Origin of the sequence: Parafilimonas sp. (assembly GCF_051953455.1) — a bacterium.
Taxonomy (GTDB): Bacteria; Bacteroidota; Bacteroidia; order Chitinophagales; family Chitinophagaceae; genus Parafilimonas.
The window spans coordinates 19,122-37,372 of sequence record NZ_JBQCIT010000016.1; the positions used below are offsets into that span (position 1 = coordinate 19,122).

General features: G+C 39.7%; 18 protein-coding genes. 10 read left to right on the plus strand and 8 right to left on the minus strand.

Going from position 1 to position 18,251, the window contains the following annotated elements:
- The first annotated feature begins 25 nt into the window (after positions 1-25).
- From ACTHN6_RS07005 to ACTHN6_RS07015, 3 genes are read left to right on the plus strand one after another with little or no spacing between them, the layout of a single operon-like run.
- Positions 26-454: a hypothetical protein gene (locus tag ACTHN6_RS07005; RefSeq protein WP_440435024.1), complete on the plus strand. Its 429-nt coding sequence runs from the start codon at positions 26-28 to the stop codon at positions 452-454.
- Between the two features lie 3 nt (positions 455-457).
- A complete protein-coding gene (locus tag ACTHN6_RS07010; protein WP_440435025.1) occupies positions 458-838 on the plus strand; it encodes a VOC family protein in 381 nt (126 codons plus the stop codon).
- 46 nt (positions 839-884) lie between these two features.
- Positions 885-1,400, plus strand: coding sequence for a DinB family protein (locus ACTHN6_RS07015; protein ID WP_440435026.1), 516 nt, complete (start codon positions 885-887; stop codon positions 1,398-1,400).
- A 52-nt stretch (positions 1,401-1,452) separates the two neighbouring features.
- Here the strand turns inward: ACTHN6_RS07015 and ACTHN6_RS07020 are convergent, their stop codons facing one another.
- From ACTHN6_RS07020 to rlmD, 5 genes are read right to left on the minus strand one after another with little or no spacing between them, the layout of a single operon-like run.
- The gene (locus ACTHN6_RS07020; protein ID WP_440435027.1) at positions 1,453-2,568 is read right to left on the minus strand and encodes an endonuclease/exonuclease/phosphatase family protein; all 1,116 of its coding nucleotides are present in this window, start codon (positions 2,566-2,568) and stop codon (positions 1,453-1,455) included.
- Between the two features lie 29 nt (positions 2,569-2,597).
- Positions 2,598-3,701, minus strand: a complete 1,104-nt coding sequence (locus tag ACTHN6_RS07025) for an endonuclease/exonuclease/phosphatase family protein (RefSeq protein ID WP_440435028.1) — start codon at positions 3,699-3,701, stop codon at positions 2,598-2,600.
- Between the two features lie 14 nt (positions 3,702-3,715).
- Positions 3,716-4,636, minus strand: coding sequence for a rhomboid family intramembrane serine protease (locus tag ACTHN6_RS07030; RefSeq protein ID WP_440435029.1), 921 nt, complete (start codon positions 4,634-4,636; stop codon positions 3,716-3,718).
- A 29-nt stretch (positions 4,637-4,665) separates the two neighbouring features.
- Positions 4,666-5,502, minus strand: a complete 837-nt coding sequence (locus ACTHN6_RS07035; RefSeq protein ID WP_440435030.1) for a rhomboid family intramembrane serine protease — start codon at positions 5,500-5,502, stop codon at positions 4,666-4,668.
- A 13-nt stretch (positions 5,503-5,515) separates the two neighbouring features.
- Positions 5,516-6,946, minus strand: a complete 1,431-nt coding sequence (gene rlmD / locus ACTHN6_RS07040; RefSeq protein WP_440435031.1) for a 23S rRNA (uracil(1939)-C(5))-methyltransferase RlmD — start codon at positions 6,944-6,946, stop codon at positions 5,516-5,518.
- A 268-nt stretch (positions 6,947-7,214) separates the two neighbouring features.
- Between rlmD and ACTHN6_RS07045 the strand changes: the two genes are divergently transcribed.
- The 5 genes from ACTHN6_RS07045 (at position 7,215) to gnd (ending at position 14,199) form a co-directional block, all read left to right on the plus strand.
- Positions 7,215-8,657 (plus strand): redoxin domain-containing protein, encoded by a 1,443-nt coding sequence (locus tag ACTHN6_RS07045; RefSeq protein ID WP_440435032.1) that lies wholly within the window; start codon positions 7,215-7,217, stop codon positions 8,655-8,657.
- 5 nt (positions 8,658-8,662) lie between these two features.
- Entirely contained in the window at positions 8,663-10,585 is a 1,923-nt protein-coding gene (locus tag ACTHN6_RS07050) for a peptidylprolyl isomerase (protein WP_440435033.1), read from the plus strand.
- Positions 10,586-10,737: 152 nt separating this feature from the next.
- Positions 10,738-11,883, plus strand: a complete 1,146-nt coding sequence (locus ACTHN6_RS07055; protein ID WP_440435034.1) for an MraY family glycosyltransferase — start codon at positions 10,738-10,740, stop codon at positions 11,881-11,883.
- A 43-nt stretch (positions 11,884-11,926) separates the two neighbouring features.
- Complete coding sequence (gene frr / locus ACTHN6_RS07060) at positions 11,927-12,493, plus strand: ribosome recycling factor (RefSeq protein WP_440435035.1); 567 nt, start codon at positions 11,927-11,929, stop codon at positions 12,491-12,493.
- Positions 12,494-12,738: 245 nt separating this feature from the next.
- Positions 12,739-14,199, plus strand: coding sequence for a decarboxylating NADP(+)-dependent phosphogluconate dehydrogenase (gene gnd / locus ACTHN6_RS07065; protein ID WP_440435036.1), 1,461 nt, complete (start codon positions 12,739-12,741; stop codon positions 14,197-14,199).
- Positions 14,200-14,320: 121 nt separating this feature from the next.
- Here the strand turns inward: gnd and ACTHN6_RS07070 are convergent, their stop codons facing one another.
- The 3 genes from ACTHN6_RS07070 to ACTHN6_RS07080 form a co-directional block, all read right to left on the minus strand.
- Positions 14,321-14,683 carry a VOC family protein gene (locus ACTHN6_RS07070; protein ID WP_440435037.1) on the minus strand — a complete coding sequence of 121 codons (363 nt, stop codon included), beginning with the start codon at positions 14,681-14,683 and terminating at the stop codon, positions 14,321-14,323.
- A 237-nt stretch (positions 14,684-14,920) separates the two neighbouring features.
- On the minus strand, positions 14,921-15,373 hold the full coding sequence (locus ACTHN6_RS07075; RefSeq protein ID WP_440435038.1) for a carboxymuconolactone decarboxylase family protein: 453 nt from the start codon (positions 15,371-15,373) through the stop codon (positions 14,921-14,923).
- A gap of 68 nt (positions 15,374-15,441) precedes the next feature.
- Complete coding sequence (locus ACTHN6_RS07080) at positions 15,442-16,017, minus strand: Crp/Fnr family transcriptional regulator (protein WP_440435039.1); 576 nt, start codon at positions 16,015-16,017, stop codon at positions 15,442-15,444.
- 283 nt (positions 16,018-16,300) lie between these two features.
- Here ACTHN6_RS07080 and ACTHN6_RS07085 point away from each other — a divergent pair, with 283 nt between their 5' ends.
- Both ACTHN6_RS07085 and ACTHN6_RS07090 read left to right on the plus strand, forming a co-directional pair.
- Entirely contained in the window at positions 16,301-17,224 is a 924-nt protein-coding gene (locus ACTHN6_RS07085) for a tyrosine-type recombinase/integrase (RefSeq protein WP_440435041.1), read from the plus strand.
- The coding region (locus ACTHN6_RS07090) for an IS91 family transposase (RefSeq protein ID WP_440435040.1) at positions 17,203-18,251 on the plus strand (1,049 nt) is incomplete at its 3' end. The genes ACTHN6_RS07085 and ACTHN6_RS07090, both read left to right, overlap by 22 nt.

The window sequence follows — 18,251 nt, forward strand, 5'->3', positions numbered from 1 at the left end:
AAGTTTGTGTTATCAAATTAATACAATGGAAAAGCTTGAACTCAAAAATAATCTTAACGTTTTCGGAATTGAGGTAAGGACTTTCCCTGAAGGTATTGGCGGGGCATTTGATGAATTAATTAAGAAGACCGGTGATTGTGCGGACAAAAGAAATTATTATGGCATAAGTAGTATGCATAAAGATGGCATAGTTTACAAAGCAGTTGCTGAAGAAAAATATGAAGGAGAGGGCGCAAGGCTTGGTTATGAAAATGATGTTATAGAAAAAGGAACCTACTTGTATCAAACATTATATCATTGGGCAAACAAAACTTGTTTAATAAAAGATATTTTCAGTGAAATGATGCATGATGAACGTATTGATTTTACGAAACCCTGCATAGAATGGTATAAGAGCGATGAAGAAATGCTATGCATGCTGAAGCTGAAAAATTTAATAACAATTAAAAGCTAAACTATGTTTAAACACACAAAAGCATTCAGTGGGTTTTCTGTAAATGATATACAGAAAGCAAAGGAATTTTATGGTAATGTGCTTGGCCTTGAAATAAAGGAGGGTATAATGGGCATATTAGAGCTGCATATTGAAGGTAACAATCCGGTTATTGTTTATCCAAAGCCTAACCATGAACCGGCCACCTTTACCATCTTAAATTTTCCGGTTGATAATGTTGATAAAGCCGTTGATGCACTCATTGAAAAAGGTGTTGTATTTGAACAATACGGCGGCGATATTAAAACAGATGAAAAAGGCATAAGCAGGGATAACGGCGGGCCCCATATTGCCTGGTTTAAAGACCCTGCCGGTAATATTCTTTCCGTGCTTGAAGTAAAATAATTTTAACGAACCGGGGCTGCTGCTTTGTTGCCCCAAACATTGTATTATGATAAAAGAACAAATAAATACTGAGGTATTATTCAGGAGTCTCGATGCAACAAGCCATGAATTAATGCAACTCGTGCAGGATGAAAAAGAGGAAATCCTTAACACGGTTCCTTTTGTGAACAGTTGGACGGCAGCACAGGTATTAATTCATATAACAAAGTCGAACAAGGCCATAGCGCAAGGCCTGCAGATGCACGGCCTGCCTGCTGAAAGAAATCCTGAACAAAATACAGATCATCTTAAAAAAATATTTCTTGATTTTAAGGCAAAATATAATTCACCTGATTTTATTATTCCTGAAGATGGCTATCATAACAAAGAGCAAATAATTAATGCGCTGGAATTATCAATCAGGAATTTGCAAACAGGGCGTAATGAAACCGATCTTTCTGAAATTATTGACCTGCCTATATTTGGTGAAATAACCAAACTTGAATTATTGCACTTTGTTTTATATCATACTCAGAGGCATATCCGCCAGTTAAAAAATATACTTGGCACAATTAAAAACTAACTATGTAACTCAAATAGTTAAAGGCTGCAGCATAAAAACCAGCGTTAATATTTTATTTCAGTTTTAAATCGCTTACCAGCATTACATGATCGCTGAGGTTTTCATCAACCATATCAAACTGTTTTACTATAATGCTGGTATCGGGCAGAATATAATCAATGCGCAGCATGGGCGCTAATGTGCTGTAGGTTTTGCCAACGCCTGTACCTGTTTTAAGAAAGGCATCGCTCCGGCTGTCTTTTACCCGGAAATAAGTGTAAGAAGTAGGCACATCATTAAAATCGCCGCAAATAACCGAAGGATGCTTAACGGAATCTGTTTGCCGCCTTACAATATCAGCCTGCAGCCCGCGATTGGTAAAAGCGGCTTTCATCTTAATAAAAATATTTTTGGAAGCATGTATGGCTTCATCATCGCGTTCTTTTATTTTATTCATCTCGGCATAATCAGCCGTATTAAATCCAAACGATTGAAGATGGGTTGTAAAAATGCGCAGCGTATCATTATTTATTTTGGCATCCACGTAAATGAGACTGCCGGCAAACTCACCGGGAAAAGCTGTTTTCCCCGAATCGATAAGCGGGTATTTTGAAAAAATAATTGAGCCCGAAGTATAAAAACCGTTTTCCTTATCATAGTCTTTTGAATAAAAAAAATAAGGATATTTTTTGCTGAAGAGGCTAATATTATCAGCGTTTTCTCCGCGTGTAAAGGAATGATTAAATTCCTGCAGACAAATGATATCGGGCTGAAGATCGAGCACCGACCGGGCCAATTCTGTACGGTTATGTTGCTTGGTTTCCTGGTTTTTACTTAAGCCATACATATTCGCCACATTCCAGCTTATAATGCGCAGTGTACTGTCGGGTTTAATGCTCAAATTGGAAGGCGTAAAGTTAGCCGCGAATGTTACGCTTATTTGTTTATAACCAAGCAGCAAAACAAGCAGCGGTAATAATGATATTTTTGGCTTTGCAATAAGCCAGAAAAAGAAGGCAAACAATAATAAAAAAAACAAATAAGGAAATGTAAGCCCGAGAAAACCAACCAGCCACCAATGCTGCGGGTTTAAAAACGGAACAAGCAGTGTTAGCCCATACACCAGGCAAAATATTATGGTTATAACAAGGAAGATGTTTCTGATAATATGCCGTACAATGTTTGCCATTAATTAAAATTAACGAATTGGCATAAATTTTATTTCCATTGCAGGTCGGTTATAACAGGATAGTGGTCGGATATCTTTTTGCCCGCGACTATACATTGCTCAATCTTAAACTGTTTATCAGTAAAAATATAGTCAATACGCAACGTAGGCACAATTTTATAAAAAGTGCGGCCAATGCCTGAGCCTTTTTCGAGAAAGGCATCCTGAAAATCTCCTCTTAAATGATGATATGTATAAGAGGTGGGCACCGAATTTACATCGCCGCAATAAACGGCAGGTATCTGCGTATTATCAATTTTATTGCGGATGATGTTTACTTCCTTTGCATGCAGCCTTTCTATATCACGAAGTTTATACTGAATAACTCTTTTACGGTGATAGGTTATTTCATAAATATCCTGCTTTAACCGCGAAGTATCGTTGTATAACCTGAAAGATTCAAGGCGTGCTGTAAAAATTCTTAGCGGTTTATTGTTAAGCTGAATGTCCGTATAAATCATATTTTGCTTTTCCGGATCGGTAGTAATAGTAACCCTGCCACTGTCAATAAAAGGTTTTTTTGAAAATATAGCGCAGCCATCCACAACCTTTACACCATTATATAATCTGAAAAAGCCATCGTTTGAAAAGAAGTGATAAGTGTAACCCATGGCCAGCATTTCATCCTGTATGAATGTATTGGTATCATAATCGGTAATAATATTCAGGAATTCCTGCATGCAAACAACATCGGGATTATTGTTTTTTACCACCTGTAAAATGTGGGACCACTTAACCGATTTTGGATTAGAAGAAACAAATCCCTGCACATTCCAGGTAAGTATTCTCAATGATGAATCTTTCTTTTGAATATTAAATGAGGCAGGCGCATTAAAGGCAACTGTTTTGAGAAGATTGGGCAAACCAAAAAACAAGCTTATAAGCATAATGCCTCCTAACATCTTTCTTCTTACAAATAAATTTGTAACGGCTAATATCATTACCGCTAAAAAGCAGTAAGGAAACCAAAGTGCAAATAATGGTATAAACGAAAAAGAAAATGGTGAAATATAAGCGCTAAAACAGGAAACGAGGAAAACTGCAGTTAATATAATGCAACCGCAGACCCATGTAAACCTTATAAGTTTTTTCATGAATTAATACCGGGCTAAAAATTTTCTTTGCTTGCTTTTTTCAAAAATTCTTTTTCTTCTTCGGTAAGAAGATGATAGCCTTGTTCGTTTATTTTATCAAGAATTTCATCAAGTTTCTGCTGGCTGAAATGATGGGTTTTTTCAAAAGGTATGCGCGTGGCTTTATAGTAAAGCTGCTGATGCGTAGTTTCTGTATATTTTTTTTCGGGATTGAAAAGATCATTTACCCAGTTAGCCAGGTCTGTTATCCACTTGCCTATATCCCTGCCGTGTTTTAGCTGGTAAATAAAGAAGAAACCTGTGGCCCCGGCAACAATGTGGCTTATAGCCACCGTTCCGCTATGGCTCAACCCAATCGTGCCTAAATCTATTGCTGCAAAAACCAATGTAAGCACCCATAAAGGAATACCTCCGTTAAGCATGGGCAAAATCCGGAATTTGGGCGAAAGTGCGGTAGTAGCAACTGCAATAGCCATTACCGGTGTGCCGGCGCCCATTATATAAATAGCAGCGGCATTTGCATGTATGGAAGGTATGAGGTTGGCTGTAATAATAAAACTCAGGCCACCAAAAAAACCGCCGTATAAATAAATTGGGAAGAGCTTATTGTTGCCCGCCAGGTCCTGCAAAATATACCCGAAACACCAAAGCCATAATAAGCTGCTTATAAGATACCAGATGCTGTTATGGGCAAACATGTAAGTAATCAGCGTCCAAGGGCGGGTGAGTAACTGGTAACCATCTACCGGCAGGGCAACCCAGCTGTCAATACCGGCAGTGTTTGTATTTTCTATGCCTGCCGTTAAATAAAAAATAACTTTTACCGAAAGTATGCCTGCAAAAAACAAAGAGTTGAGAATGATGAGCCAGGTAAGGGCATTGGTATCATCGCCTATTAAAATCTTTTTTTTTCTATTTTGTTCTCTTACAGCCATATATTTTGCAAAATTGAAATTAGAAAATATCAATAAAATGTTCGCCGGTTTGTTTTATTCCAGAAATACACTAAAGCTAAACCAAAAATTGCGCCACCTAAATGTGCGAAGTGGGCCACATTATCGCCGGCGCTGTTTTGTAAAGCCATCATTAATTCAAACCCTGCATATATAATTACGAACCATTTTGCTTTTAGTGGCAGGAAAAAATAAATATATATATAGGTATTGGGAAATAAATAACAAAAAGCGGCCAGGCAGCCAAAAACGGCCCCGGAAGCGCCTAAAGTAGGCTCGTTTAAACGGGCTGTTACAAAACTGTTGGCAATTATGTAAGCATTTTGAGCAATAGACCCATCAGAAGTATTATTCCGCCATTCGTTTATAATGCTGGAAACCACGTTGTTCCTAAAAGCATCAGCTACATGATGTTCGGCCACGAAGTTTTCAAAATTACCAAAAGTGAAATTGCTTTTCAAAGCGTTGAAATCATTCACCACAGAGCTGGTTTCAACATACAATACAATCATGTGCAGCAGGGCGGCGCCAAGCCCGCATACAATATAAAATGTAAGAAATTTTTTTGGCCCCCAAAGATTTTCCAGTACAGAGCCAAACATCCATAAGGCAAACATATTGGAAAGAATATGGGTAAAGCTGCCATGCATGAAAAGATGGGTTACAAACTGCCAGGGCTTAAACAAGGGGCTTTGCCATGTATGCAAGGCAAACAGATCGTTCATTAAAGTAGGATTACTGCTGCTTTCCACTGTTTTCTGTATAAGAAATACCAGCACGTTTATAATAACGAGATTTTTGATTATCAACGGTAATATCTGGAAACCACCTGGCCTGAATTCTCTCATTCAATCAGTTTAATTAGTTCTTTAATTTTAATTGTATAACGTTTTCTATGTGATGCGTATGCGGAAACATATCAACCGGTTGTATTTTTTCAACAGAATATTTTTCCCCGAGTATTTGCAAATCCCTTGCCTGTGTTGCAGGATTGCAACTTACATATACAACGAGCGGTGCTTCAATGTGCAACAGCTTTTCTGAAAGCTTATTGTGCAACCCTGCCCGCGGAGGATCAACAATGATAACATCAGGCTTGCCTTCTTTTTCAAAAAAATCATCTGTACATATATCAATAACATCCCCTGTATAAAAAGACGTATTTGCAATGTTGTTTAAAGCAGCATTTTCTTTTGCATCATCAATAGCTTCGCTGATAACTTCTACACCAACAATTTTTTTCGCCAGCCCGCTTACAAAGATACCAATGCTGCCGGTGCCGCAATATAAATCATACACCACTTCTTTGCCCGATAATTCTGCAAAATTGCGGGCAATTGTGTACAGCTTTTCTCCCTGCCTTGTATTGGTTTGAAAAAAAGATTTCGGGCCTATTTTAAATTGATAATCCTCCAGCCTTTCCACGATATAACCTTTACCGTAAGCCACCTGCGGTATAAGATCGTAGATGCTGTCGTTGCGTTTGCCGTTGATGGTGTAAAGCAATGTGGTAACCTGCGGAAATTGCTGCCTTATAAAATCAAACAGCAAGTGCATGTTAGCTTCATGTTCATACGCCAGGATAATATTCAGCATTATTTCACCGGTGGTGGCAATGCGCACCATCATATTCCTGAGCCAGCCCGCATGTTGCTTAAAATCATAAAACGGAAAATTATGCTCACGGGCAAAAGCGGCAATGCCATTTCTTAAAGCATTGGTAGGTTCTGCCTGCAGCCAGCATTTATGTATGTCAACCACTTTATCAAAAACACCTTTGGCATAAAAACCTGCAACGCTGGTATTGGCAATGCTTTCTGTATCTTTTCCATCACGCAGCATTTGCCTGAACTCATTTTCAGGAATGAATTTTTTTGATGAAAATGAATACTCAAGTTTATTCCTGTAAAATTTAGTTTCTGTTGCGCCAACTATATTTTGCATTTCCGGCAACTGCACTTTACCTATCCGCTTCAATACATCAAACACCTGCTGCTGCTTGTATTCAAGTTGCTTTTCATACGGCAGCATTTGCCACTGGCAGCCACCGCATACGCCAAAATGTTCACAGAAAGGCACAACCCTGTTATCGGAAAATTTTTTTATGCGGAGCGGAAAACCTTCAGCCCAGTCTTTTTTGCTTTTGTATAATTGTACATCAGCAACGTCGCCGGGCACTACGTTTTCAACAAAAATAACTTTCCCATCAATCCTTGCAATAGATTTTCCTTCTGCTGCATAATTTTCAATTAAAATATCTTCAAGTATTACTTTTTGTCTTCTTTTTCTCACGGCTGCAAAATAAATTCATTCAGTTTTGGAATAGTATAAATTAACATGTTATAATAATGATGTTTAAAAATTTCTTTTGGTATGATTATTATCCGGCCTCTTAAATTATGTAGATGCCGGCGGGCTTTAAAAAGCTGCTTTTATAACAGGAGGAAATTTGTTCTATATATTTTATTTTGATTTAGATGGTTACTGATTAATTACCATTCACACGCGGTTAACAAAAGCAAAGGGATATTGAAATATCTTTATGCCCAATTTTAAACCAATGAGAATATTTTTGGCTGCAGCAATTTTAATGTTCTGCACTTCTCTTAAAGCCCAGTTGCAACCAGGATACGAGGTAAAAGCCACTACCGATTTTAAGAACGCGAAAATGTATCTTGGTACTTATTATGGTAAAAATAAAAGGCTATCAGATTCTGCTATAGCAGATGCCAATGGCCTGGCCATTTTTAAAGGAAGCGCAAAATTACCGCAGGGCATTTACTTTATAGTATCGCCGAAATATGTAATACTCTTTGAACTGCTGATGGATGAAAAGCAGCATTTCTCACTGGCTTATGATTCTACCAAACCGGGTGAAATAAAATTTACCGGCTCGCCGGAGAATGAATTGTTTTCTGATTATACCATCTTTCTTTCCAAAGTTTCACCATCACTCAATGCGCTCCAGCAAAAAATGAAGGCGGCTAAAACCGCTGCTGATTCATCTGCGGCGGCGAAGGATCTCGCTGCAAAAGCAGGTGAATTAACAGCATTCAGAAATAATATCGTTAATAATAAGTCTAACAGCCTGCTGGCGAAACTGCTGGAAATTGCAAAGGTGCCCGAAAGGCCGCAAATGCCAAAACGTGAAGACGGAACGCTGGATTCGCTGTATCCATTTTATTATGTAAAGGATCATTACTGGGATAGTGTTGATTTTAATGATGACATGATATTGCACACGCCTTTTTTTGATTCGAAGCTTGATGAATATTATAAATATTATGTGTCACCCAACCCCGATTCAATCATTAATGAAGTGAATTATATGATGCTTGCTTCAAGGGAAAATAATGATGTGCATACTTATCTTCTGGGAAAGTTTACTGATAAATACATCAATCCGGAATTCATGGGGCAGGATAAGGTTTTCCTGTTTTTATTTCAGAACTATTATTCAAAAGGCGATACAACCTGGCTGAATGAAAAGCAGCGCAAATATATTTTTGACCGGGCCTACAGTTTAATGGCCAACCAGATAAATGAGCAGGCATCTCCGCTTGAACTTTCAGATACATCCGGCAGGGCACTATCATTGTATAACATTAAAGCGCCATTAACGTTTGTTGCTTTTTGGGATCCGCATTGCGGGCATTGTAAAACGCAGATTCCCAGGCTCGATTCTTTTTACACAGCGAAATGGAAGAATGAAGGTGTAAAAATTTTAGCGGTTTGCACTAATGATGCTGTTGTTGACGACTGGAAAAAATTTATTGTTGACAATAAATTGAATGGCTGGTATCATGGTTATGAAACACCACAGAAGAAAGCGGAGCTTGCTGCCAACAAACAGCCCGATTACCGGCAGCTATACGATATATTTCAAACGCCAAGTTTCTTTTTGTTAGATGAGCATAAAAAAATAATAGCCAAAGGGCTAAGCCTTGAACAATATGATGAACTGATTGCTGCCAAACTAAAATCATTACCGGTTTCCCAATAACTGTTATGAAAAAGATTGTTTTCTTATTTGCCTGTTTTGCAACTGCGGCAAGTATTGCTAATGCGCAAACTCTGTTTACGTATGGAAAATATAAAGTTTCCAAGCAGGAATTTTTGGAAGCCTATAACAAGAACCCTGATTCTTCGGGTAACAGGCAGGAAAGAATGAAAGAATACCTTGACCTGTATATAAATTTCAAATTGAAACTGCAGGCCGCTTATGATGAAAAGATAAATACAAATGCAGAGCTGAAAGCCGAAACCGAAAATTTTAAAACGCAGCTCACAGATAATTTTATCAACAGGCAGGCAAATCTCGCAGGCCTCATACATGAAGCTTTTTTGCGCAGCAGAAAAGATATTTTAGTGCGGCAGGTGTTTGTTCAGTTTGACGGCGCTGATACCAGCGCGGCGTATAATCAAATATCAAAAGCGCTGGGCGAGTTAAAGGCGGGTAAAAATTTTGAAAAAATTTCTGTTCAGTATTCCAACGTTAAAGCTGTAAAGGATGTCAAAGGAACTGTTGGCTACATAACTGTATTCACCTTGCCTTATTCAATCGAAAATATTATTTATAATCTCAAGCCGGGGGGCTTTTCAGCAATATATAAATCAGGCGCAGGTTATCATATTTTTAAAAACGCAGGTGAAAGGGCCGCTATTGGAAGAAGAAAAATTCAGCAACTATTATTTGCTACGCATGATTTTTATTCTGATGCGCAATTGAATGAAGTGAAGCAGCAGGCTGATTCTGCATATAATCTTTTGCAAAATGGTACTTCATTTACCGCATTCATGCCGTTATACGGCCATAATTATGATGGTAACGCCCCGGATAATACTATTGAGATAAAAGCAGGTGAATACACCAGTGATTTTGAAAAAGAAGCTTTTGATTTGAAAGAAGCAGGTGATGTTTCAAGACCGTTTAAAACTGCGTATGGCTACAACATAATCAGGCTTGTTGAAAAACTGCCGGTGCCTTCCCATGAAGATGATGCAGCATTTGAAACTTATCTGCAAACCCAAATACAAAATTCAGGCAGGCTTGATGCGGCTAAAAATAAGCTTGTTAAAACCTGGCTTGGCATAACAGGTTTCAAAGAAACAAATTATAATAAAAATGATTTATGGATATATACTGACAGTTTATTAAGAAATACCGGCAGAATATTTGCATCATACAAAGCCTTAAAGCCGGAAACGGTTTTATTTCAATTCACAGGCAGGAAATTTACAGTTGAAGATTGGCTCAGTTACCTGCAATCCCGGAATATATTTTCAAGAAAGGAGCCTTCTGGTTACAGCAGGCAAATGGATGATTTTATTTGGCTAAGCTGCAATGAATATTACAGGTTGCACATTGAGGATTTTGATTCTTCAATTTCAGAACAGCTAAAAGAATTTTATGAGGCGAATATGCTTTTTTATATTATGGATAAGCATGTGTGGAGCAAAGCTTCTAATGATACCGCAGGTTTAAAGAAGTATTATGAATTGCATAAAAGCAATTATACATGGCAAAAAAGCGTTACTGCACTTGTACTATCGGCGCCTGGGAAAGCTATCGCAGATTCAATTGCGGTGAAGATAAAAAATAATCCTTCCAAATGGCGAGGCATTGTGGCAGCTTATAATGAAGTATATGCTGACAGCAGCCGGTTTGATGTAAATGAATTGCCGGTAAAAGCAAAGATTGAACATGAGGTGAATTTTCAAACATTGCCCGAAAGCAACGAGGCAGGGAACGTTTATACTTTCGTTCACGTATTAAATCTCAATGATAAGCCTGCGCAAAAAAGTTTTGAAGAAGCCAGGGGGGCCGTTATAAACGATTACCAGGAAGAGATTGAAAAGACTTGGATAAAAAATCTCAAAATGCAATACCCTGTTTTCATAAATGAGCCTGTTTTGAAAGCGCTGCATTAAATATATTAATTAACAAATACTTAGTAAAAAACATAAATATTATGTATTTTTTAAAAAATAATATCCCTGTTTGTAGGCTTCTATATTTTGTTAATGTTAATTTTGCACGCATTCCACATGGATATAAAACCCAAAACCACAAATAATTCTTCATGGTACAAGTAATTACTGGGACTTTAATAGGTTACGTACTAACTTTCTTCCTGCTGCCTTTAGTAATCAAATTTGCAAGTGATAATAATCTTTACGATGTTCCGGATGAGCGTAAAAGACATAATCACGGTGTTTCTTCATTAGGGGGTGTTGCTATATTCTCGGGCCTTATTATGAGTTTGCTTTTAGTGTCTGATTTTAATAAGATGCACCTTGATTTCCAGTATTTCATTGCAGCATTTTTTATTATTTTCAGCGTTGGTGTTGTAGATGATATTTTTGTTTTAAAAGCCTGGAAAAAATTCCTCGGCCAGTTTCTTGTTGCCGCCATGCTTACTTTAAAAGCAGGTGTGTTAATTACAAGCCTTCATGGTTTTTTGGGGATATATGAACTAAGTTTTGGCGCAAGCGTTTCCATAAGCTTTTTTACCATTTTATTACTCATCAATTCTTTTAATCTTATTGATGGCGTTGATGGCCTTGCAGGTTCCTTAGGTTTTATTTCCTGCCTTTTATTGGGAGTTTTCTTTTTAATGAATAATGTTTTTACTTATGCCATACTCGCATTTTCAATGTGTGGCGCACTGCTTGGATTTTTGATGTATAATTTTCCGCCTGCAAAAATTTTTATGGGCGATTCCGGTTCAACTTTAATTGGATTAATTACTGCCATACTTGCTATAAAATTTGTTGAAAGCGGCCCTATACAATCAAGCCTTGCAAACCAGTCAACACCGGTAATAGCATTTGGTATCCTGCTTATACCATTAATGGATGTATTGCGTGTATTTGCACTCAGGATATATAAAAAACAATCTCCTTTAATACCAGACAGGAATCACCTGCACCATCTTTTGCAGAATAAAGGCCTGTCGCATGCTGAAGTAACTATTACTTTATTACTTTCTCAATTTCTTTTTGCCGGGATTACATTCATTTTACAGGACATTAATATTAATATAATCCTGGGGATACAGTTTGTCGGTTATTTCACTTTGGTATATGTGGTAAATAAGTATATCCCTGTTCGCAAAAAAATGCATATTGTACCTGCCGAAATTACAAGCACCAGCCTGCAGGGCACCACTAAGGTTTACCAGATTTACCCGGCTGCAGAGAAAGTTTCTGTTGGGGAAGATTCTTAATTTTTTTTGAATCCTTAGATTTGCGCATCTAAAATATACTATTATGGATCCGGAAGAATTGGAACTGGTTATGGATGATGCCGAATCGTCTATGCAAAAAGCTATTAGTCACCTGGAAGTTGAGTTAACAAAAATCCGTGCAGGCAAGGCAAACCCTGCTATGGTTGATGGAATCTTTGTCGAATATTATGGGAACCCTACTCCAATTGCACAGGTAGCTAATATTTCGATACTCGATGCAAGAACAATAAGCATTCAGCCCTGGGAAAAAAATATGTTGCAAGCAATTGAAAAGGCAATATTACAGGCGAATATTGGCATAACTCCGCAAAACGATGGTAACCAGATAAGGCTTTTTCTTCCACCTTTAACAGAGGAAAGACGTAAAGAACTTTTTAAGAAAGCAGGTGCCGAAGGAGAGCAGTCCAAAATTGCCATACGAAACATCAGGAGGGATGCTATTGAGGAAATAAAACGCCTGCAAAAAGATGGATTAAGTAAAGATGCAGCGGCTGATGCAGAAGAATCCGTGCAGCAAACAACAAATAAATTTATAACGCTTGTTGACAAACATCTTGCTGCAAAAGAAAAAGAGATGATGGCTATATAAAGTTTGATTCTAATAATATTTTAAAGGGTTTCAATTATTGAAACCCTTTATTTTTTATTTATAATTTCGTCTCAAACCGGAGTAACACCTAAAAATTTTCAGATGCATGAGCCATAATAAATAAAATGCATATTACATCAATTGTTATGTTTGCAATCCCGGAAACATTCATGTAGCGTTAGGCAGTTCAATAAATAAATCATTCAAAATATTCTTGTACAAAATCTTTATCATAAAACAATAATATGGCTATGAAAAAATATGCTGATATAGGCCTTATAGGGCTTGCTGTAATGGGCGAAAACTTAGTGCTTAATATGGAAAGCAAAGGCTTTACGGTAGCTGTTTATAACAGAACGGTTGAAAAAGTTGACAAGTTTATGAGTGGAAGAGGGGCTGGTAAAAACTTTATTGGCGCCCATTCTATTGAAGAACTGGTGGCTTCCCTTGAAAGGCCCCGTAAAGTAATGATGCTTGTAAAAGCCGGTCAGCCGGTTGACGATTTCATAGAACAGATTATCCCGCATCTTGAACCCGGTGATATTATTATTGATGGCGGCAATTCACATTTCCCCGATACTATTCGCCGTACAAAATATGTGGAAAGCAAAGGATTCCTTTATATCGGCACCGGTGTTTCAGGCGGTGAAATAGGTGCCCTTCGCGGCCCTTCCATCATGCCGGGTGGAAGTGCTGCAGCCTGGCCTGCCGTGAAAAATATTTTTCAATCTATTGCTGCAAAAGTTGAAGATGGCTCACCTTGTTGCGACTGGGTGGGCAGCGATGGCGCCGGACATTTTGTAAAGATGGTGCACAACGGTATTGAGTATGGCGATATGCAGATTATTTGTGAAGCCTACCAGATAATGAAAGACTTGCTGGGCATGACAACCGACGAAATGCATGAAGTTTTTAAGAAATGGAACAGTGAAGAACTCGATTCTTATCTTATAGAAATTACAGCCGATATAATGGCTTATAAAGATAAAGATGGCGTGCCCATGCTGGATAAAATACTCGATACTGCAGGGCAGAAAGGCACCGGCAAATGGACAGGCACGGTGGCGCTTGACATGGGCGTGCCATTAACATTGATTGCCGAATCTGTTTTCGCCCGCATGGTATCTGCGCAAAAAGATATGCGTGTGGAAGCATCCAAAGTGTTAAGTGGCCCTAAGCCTGCATTTAATGGAGATAAAGCACAAATGCTTGATGATTTAAAGATGGCGCTGTATGGTGCAAAGCTTGTTTCTTATGCGCAGGGTTACGATTTGCTGATGGCTGCCGCAAAAGAATATAAATGGGATTTACATTACGGCGATATAGCGCTCATGTGGCGTGGCGGTTGTATTATCCGCTCTGCATTTTTAGGTGACATTAAAAAGGCATTTGATAAAAATCCAAGCCTGGCGCACCTGCTGCTTGATTCATTTTTTGCACAAAAAACCGAAGCAGCGCAAAATGGCTGGCGCCGGGTTTGCGCTGCGGCTTTAACCAATGGCATTCCGGTGCCGGCATTGGCTTCTGCGCTTTGCTATTTTGATGGATTCCGCAGCGAACGTTTGCCGGCAAATCTTTTGCAGGCGCAGCGTGATTATTTTGGCGCACACACGTATGAGCGCGTTGATAAACCCCGCGGTGAATTCTTTCATACCAACTGGACGGGTGAAGGCGCCGACACGGTTTCAACTGCTTATAATGCGTAAATTATATCAGTAAAAGGGTTACAAAAAAATGCATCAGCAAACGCTGATGCATTTTTTTGTTGGCAGCAGGCTGCGCTTGTCCAACTTGAATAAGACCCAATGTTGTATGTGCGTGCTGTTGTTAAGCTGGTGGAAAGGAAGGTGAGGGTGGTGTCGCCAAAGTCAGCAGGTTACCATCAGGGTCATAAACTTGTGCCAATGTCGAATAGTCTCCCTGAATATCGTCCCCGAGTACGATTCCAACACCCTGAAGTCTTTTACGTTCGGCAGCCACATCATCAACATAAAGGAACATGGTTCCTTTGCCTGCAATCTCTTTATCGGTAGAAAGCGCCAATCCACTCTGGTTAAATAGCTCCCATTGCACCAGCGTGTTCATCGGACGGTTATCAGGTCCACGACCAAGCAGCCTGGTATACCAAACTTCTGCCCTCGGAAGGTCTGTTGTGAGTAGGGAAGTGTAGATCTTTTGGAGTTTCATCATAGTAAATATTTAGAGGTTCAACTAATAATTTGTAATAGTTTTTTATTTGGTTGGAGCTTGTAAAAGTAACGGCTTGAACGGTGTGGTGCTACTCTGTGCTTCTTTTTCCCGCAACTGAAGCCAAATCATGAACTAATGTACAAGTTTTTTATACTGCTAAAGCCGACTAACCGGTATATTGTTGCGCTCCAGAAAAAAATCACAGGTGGTTACACCTGCGATTGTTGAATGCCGGTTTTATGCCAGGCTTTGCCCTATCAGCAAATGGGTACTTAGTACAATCCTGTTCCAGAGATTGATGGTAACCACGGCCATGATAATGTCTGCAATTTGGGTTTCGCTAAAAAATTGTAAGGCCTTTGCGTAGGTGTCATCCGATAATCCATTTTGATGGATTAACGTTATTTCTTCGGTTATGGCCAGCACTATTTTTTCTTCATCCGTAAAAATATCTCCGGCTTCCCGCCAGGCATTCAGTAAAAAAATGCGCTGGTTAGTTTCACCATTTTTAATGGCGTCCTGCGTATGAATGTTGATACAAAATGCGCAACCATTAATTTGGGAAGCGCGGATTTTTACAAGTTCCCTGGTTGTTTTGTCTATAGAACATTGTGTCAGATACGTTTCTAAACCAACCATTGCTTTTAAAGCATCTGGCGTTACTGCTTTAATGTTAAATCTTTTTTGCATTGTAGTATTCTTTTAAAATTGTTCAATGCAAAATTGAAAAATGCCAAAGAAGTAAAACTTAAACTGGTTTAAGAAAGGCGCTTCTTCCGGATTTCACTTAAATATTCGGGTGTAAATCCCAAAAAAGATGCGAGTAAGTATTGCGGGATGCGCTGCGCAAATTCGGGATACCTTTCTACCGATTGTAAATAAAATGCTTCTTTGGAAAGCGAGAAAAGATACTTTACCCGCATTTGAGCAGCTGCATAAGCCCGCTGGTAAATAAAACGGAAATAGCGTTCCATTACCGGAAAGGCTTTTACCAGTTTTTCCTGGTTATCCTGGGTGATGTAAAGTATCCTGGATTTTTCTACGGCCTGGATATAAAATGCTGAAGGAGTTTTGTGTTCGTAAGCAATGTTGTCGGTCATCCACCAGGTTTCTATGGCAAATTCGGTGGTTTGTTCAATGCCTTTTTCGTTGATGAAAAACTTGCGCAGCAAGCCGTCCAATACAAAATAATGATGTTTGCATATTTGTCCTTCTTCTAACAAATTTTCTTTTTTAGCCACATTTTTGATGGTTAAGAATTTTTGAATGGCATCAAATTCATCGGTTGAAACCTGTGCGAATTTGTCTATATGCTTTTTAAAAATATGCAACATGGAGGATTTGGTGTGTTGTTTTTATGAGTGTATGTAATGTTAAAGGCTTGGCGAAGTGCGAATAATAGCGCTTAGTCAGCCGGTAACTGAAGCCAAATTGAATTCCGTCGTCCTGGTAACTGAAGATGATTAGTAAAACAACTGCTGAAGCTGCGTAATGTCTGCCCCGCTTTTGGCAATACATTTGTTGAACTAAACCTACGGAAGCCTTCCGCACTATCCGTAACTTTAGTCCTCACCAAAAAGAAAAAAATATGACAACGAAAAAAAATCGCCGGAAGAACTGAGGTATAATAAGTACCTCAATCGCGCCTGCCGTGAAGTTAATGGCTTTACAGCACTCTTACAACGTTTCGAACGCAATATCTCTGTGCTGGGCCGTAGCCGCAGAACCTTTGATAACTACAGCCGTCATGTAGCCGCCCTCGCATTACACTTTCAATGCCTGCCAACAGAACTCGAACCAGACCAGGTGCAGGATTACCTCTATAGCCTGCAGCAACGCAGCCACACACCTTCCCAAACCTATTTTAAACATACAGTGTATGGCCTGCGCTTTTTATTAAAAACAGAAGGCCTGCCTTATAGTTACCTCAAACTGCCGGCAATAGCCCGCTCTAAAAAACTGCCCGTAGTATTAAGCCGCCGGGAAGTATGGCAAATGCTTAAAACAGCATCATTGCTTAAACATAAACTGCTGGTGGGTTTACTGTACGGATGTGGCCTTCGCTGTATGGAGGTACGCAACCTGGAAGTAAAGCATCTTGATCTTGACCGCAGGTTATTGCACATCGTACAAAGCAAAGGCAACAAAGACCGCCTGGTACCCCTAAGCGAACATCTTATCCGTGGCATTAAAACCTATATAAACATAGAGCATCCTGTAAAATATCTTTTTGAAGGCAAGGGTAACCCCGAAGGCAAAGGTTTCGATGGCCGCTACAGCCAGCGTGGCGTGCAATGGGCAGTAAAACGCATTGCAAAAGATGCAGGCATCATTAAAGAAGTGAACGTGCACATGCTGCGCCATAGTTATGCCACGCATTTGCTGGAAGATGGCGTTAATATCATCATGGTTCAAAAGCTGCTGGGCCATGCCAATATAGAAAACACCATGGTGTACCTGCACATCTGTACCCCACCGGATAAGCTGCCGCAAAGCCCGCTGGATAAAGTGTTTGCCTTATGCAGCCGCAGTGGGAAGTAGCCCATGTATTGCAGCGCACCCATCTGTCATCGCTTCGCCTCACCATCCATCAGCAAAAAACATTGCGGGCTATTGAGCAATGCCGCACGGCAGCCCTGGGCGGGCATATAGATGCCTGCAGCAGTTGCGGCAGCATAACCATCAGCTACAACAGTTGCCGCAACAGGCATTGTCCCAAATGCCAGGGGCATAAAAGAGAAGCATGGGTACAGCAGCGTGAAGCAGACCTCTTGCCCTGCACCTACTACCATGTAGTGTTTACGCTGCCGCCAGCATTGAACAGACTGGCTTTGCAGCAACCGGTAATGGTGTATGACGCCTTGTTTAAATCGGTATCGCTTACACTTAAGCAGTTTGGCGCCACAGCAGGATTGCGCCTGGGCATAATAGCCGTACTGCATACCTGGGGGCAGAACCTCTCATTACACCCGCACCTCCATTGCATAGTGCCCGGCGGAGGCATTAATGCAAATGGTTTATGGCAACAGCAATTGCGCAGCAACAAATACCTCTTTGCTGTAAAAGCCTTAAGCAAAGTGTTCAGGGCAAAGTATGTGCAGCAGTTAAGGGCAGGTAGTATTGATGATAAACAGCTCATTGAAAGTTTATTTCAAAAAGACTGGGTGGTGTATGCCAAACGGCCATTTGGCGGGCCTCAACAGGTGATTGAATACCTCGGCCGTTATACACACAAAGTAGCCATCAGCAACCACCGCATACAAACTGTAACGGACAACGAAGTAAGCTTTAGCTATAAAGATTATAAAGACAGCGGCGCCACAAAGCTGATGACACTAAGCAACGAAGAATTTATCCGCCGCTTTGCACAGCACATTTTACCGCACCGCTTTGTGCGCATACGGCATTACGGCATCTTAAGCAGCACCTGGAAACGCGGCAAACTGCAGGCATTGCAACACAGCTTAAAGGTTACCCGCAAAACAGCACCTGTAAAAACATGCATCAGAAAATGCCCTTGTTGTAAAACGGGAACATTAATAACCATTGAAGTGTTTGGCAAACGTGG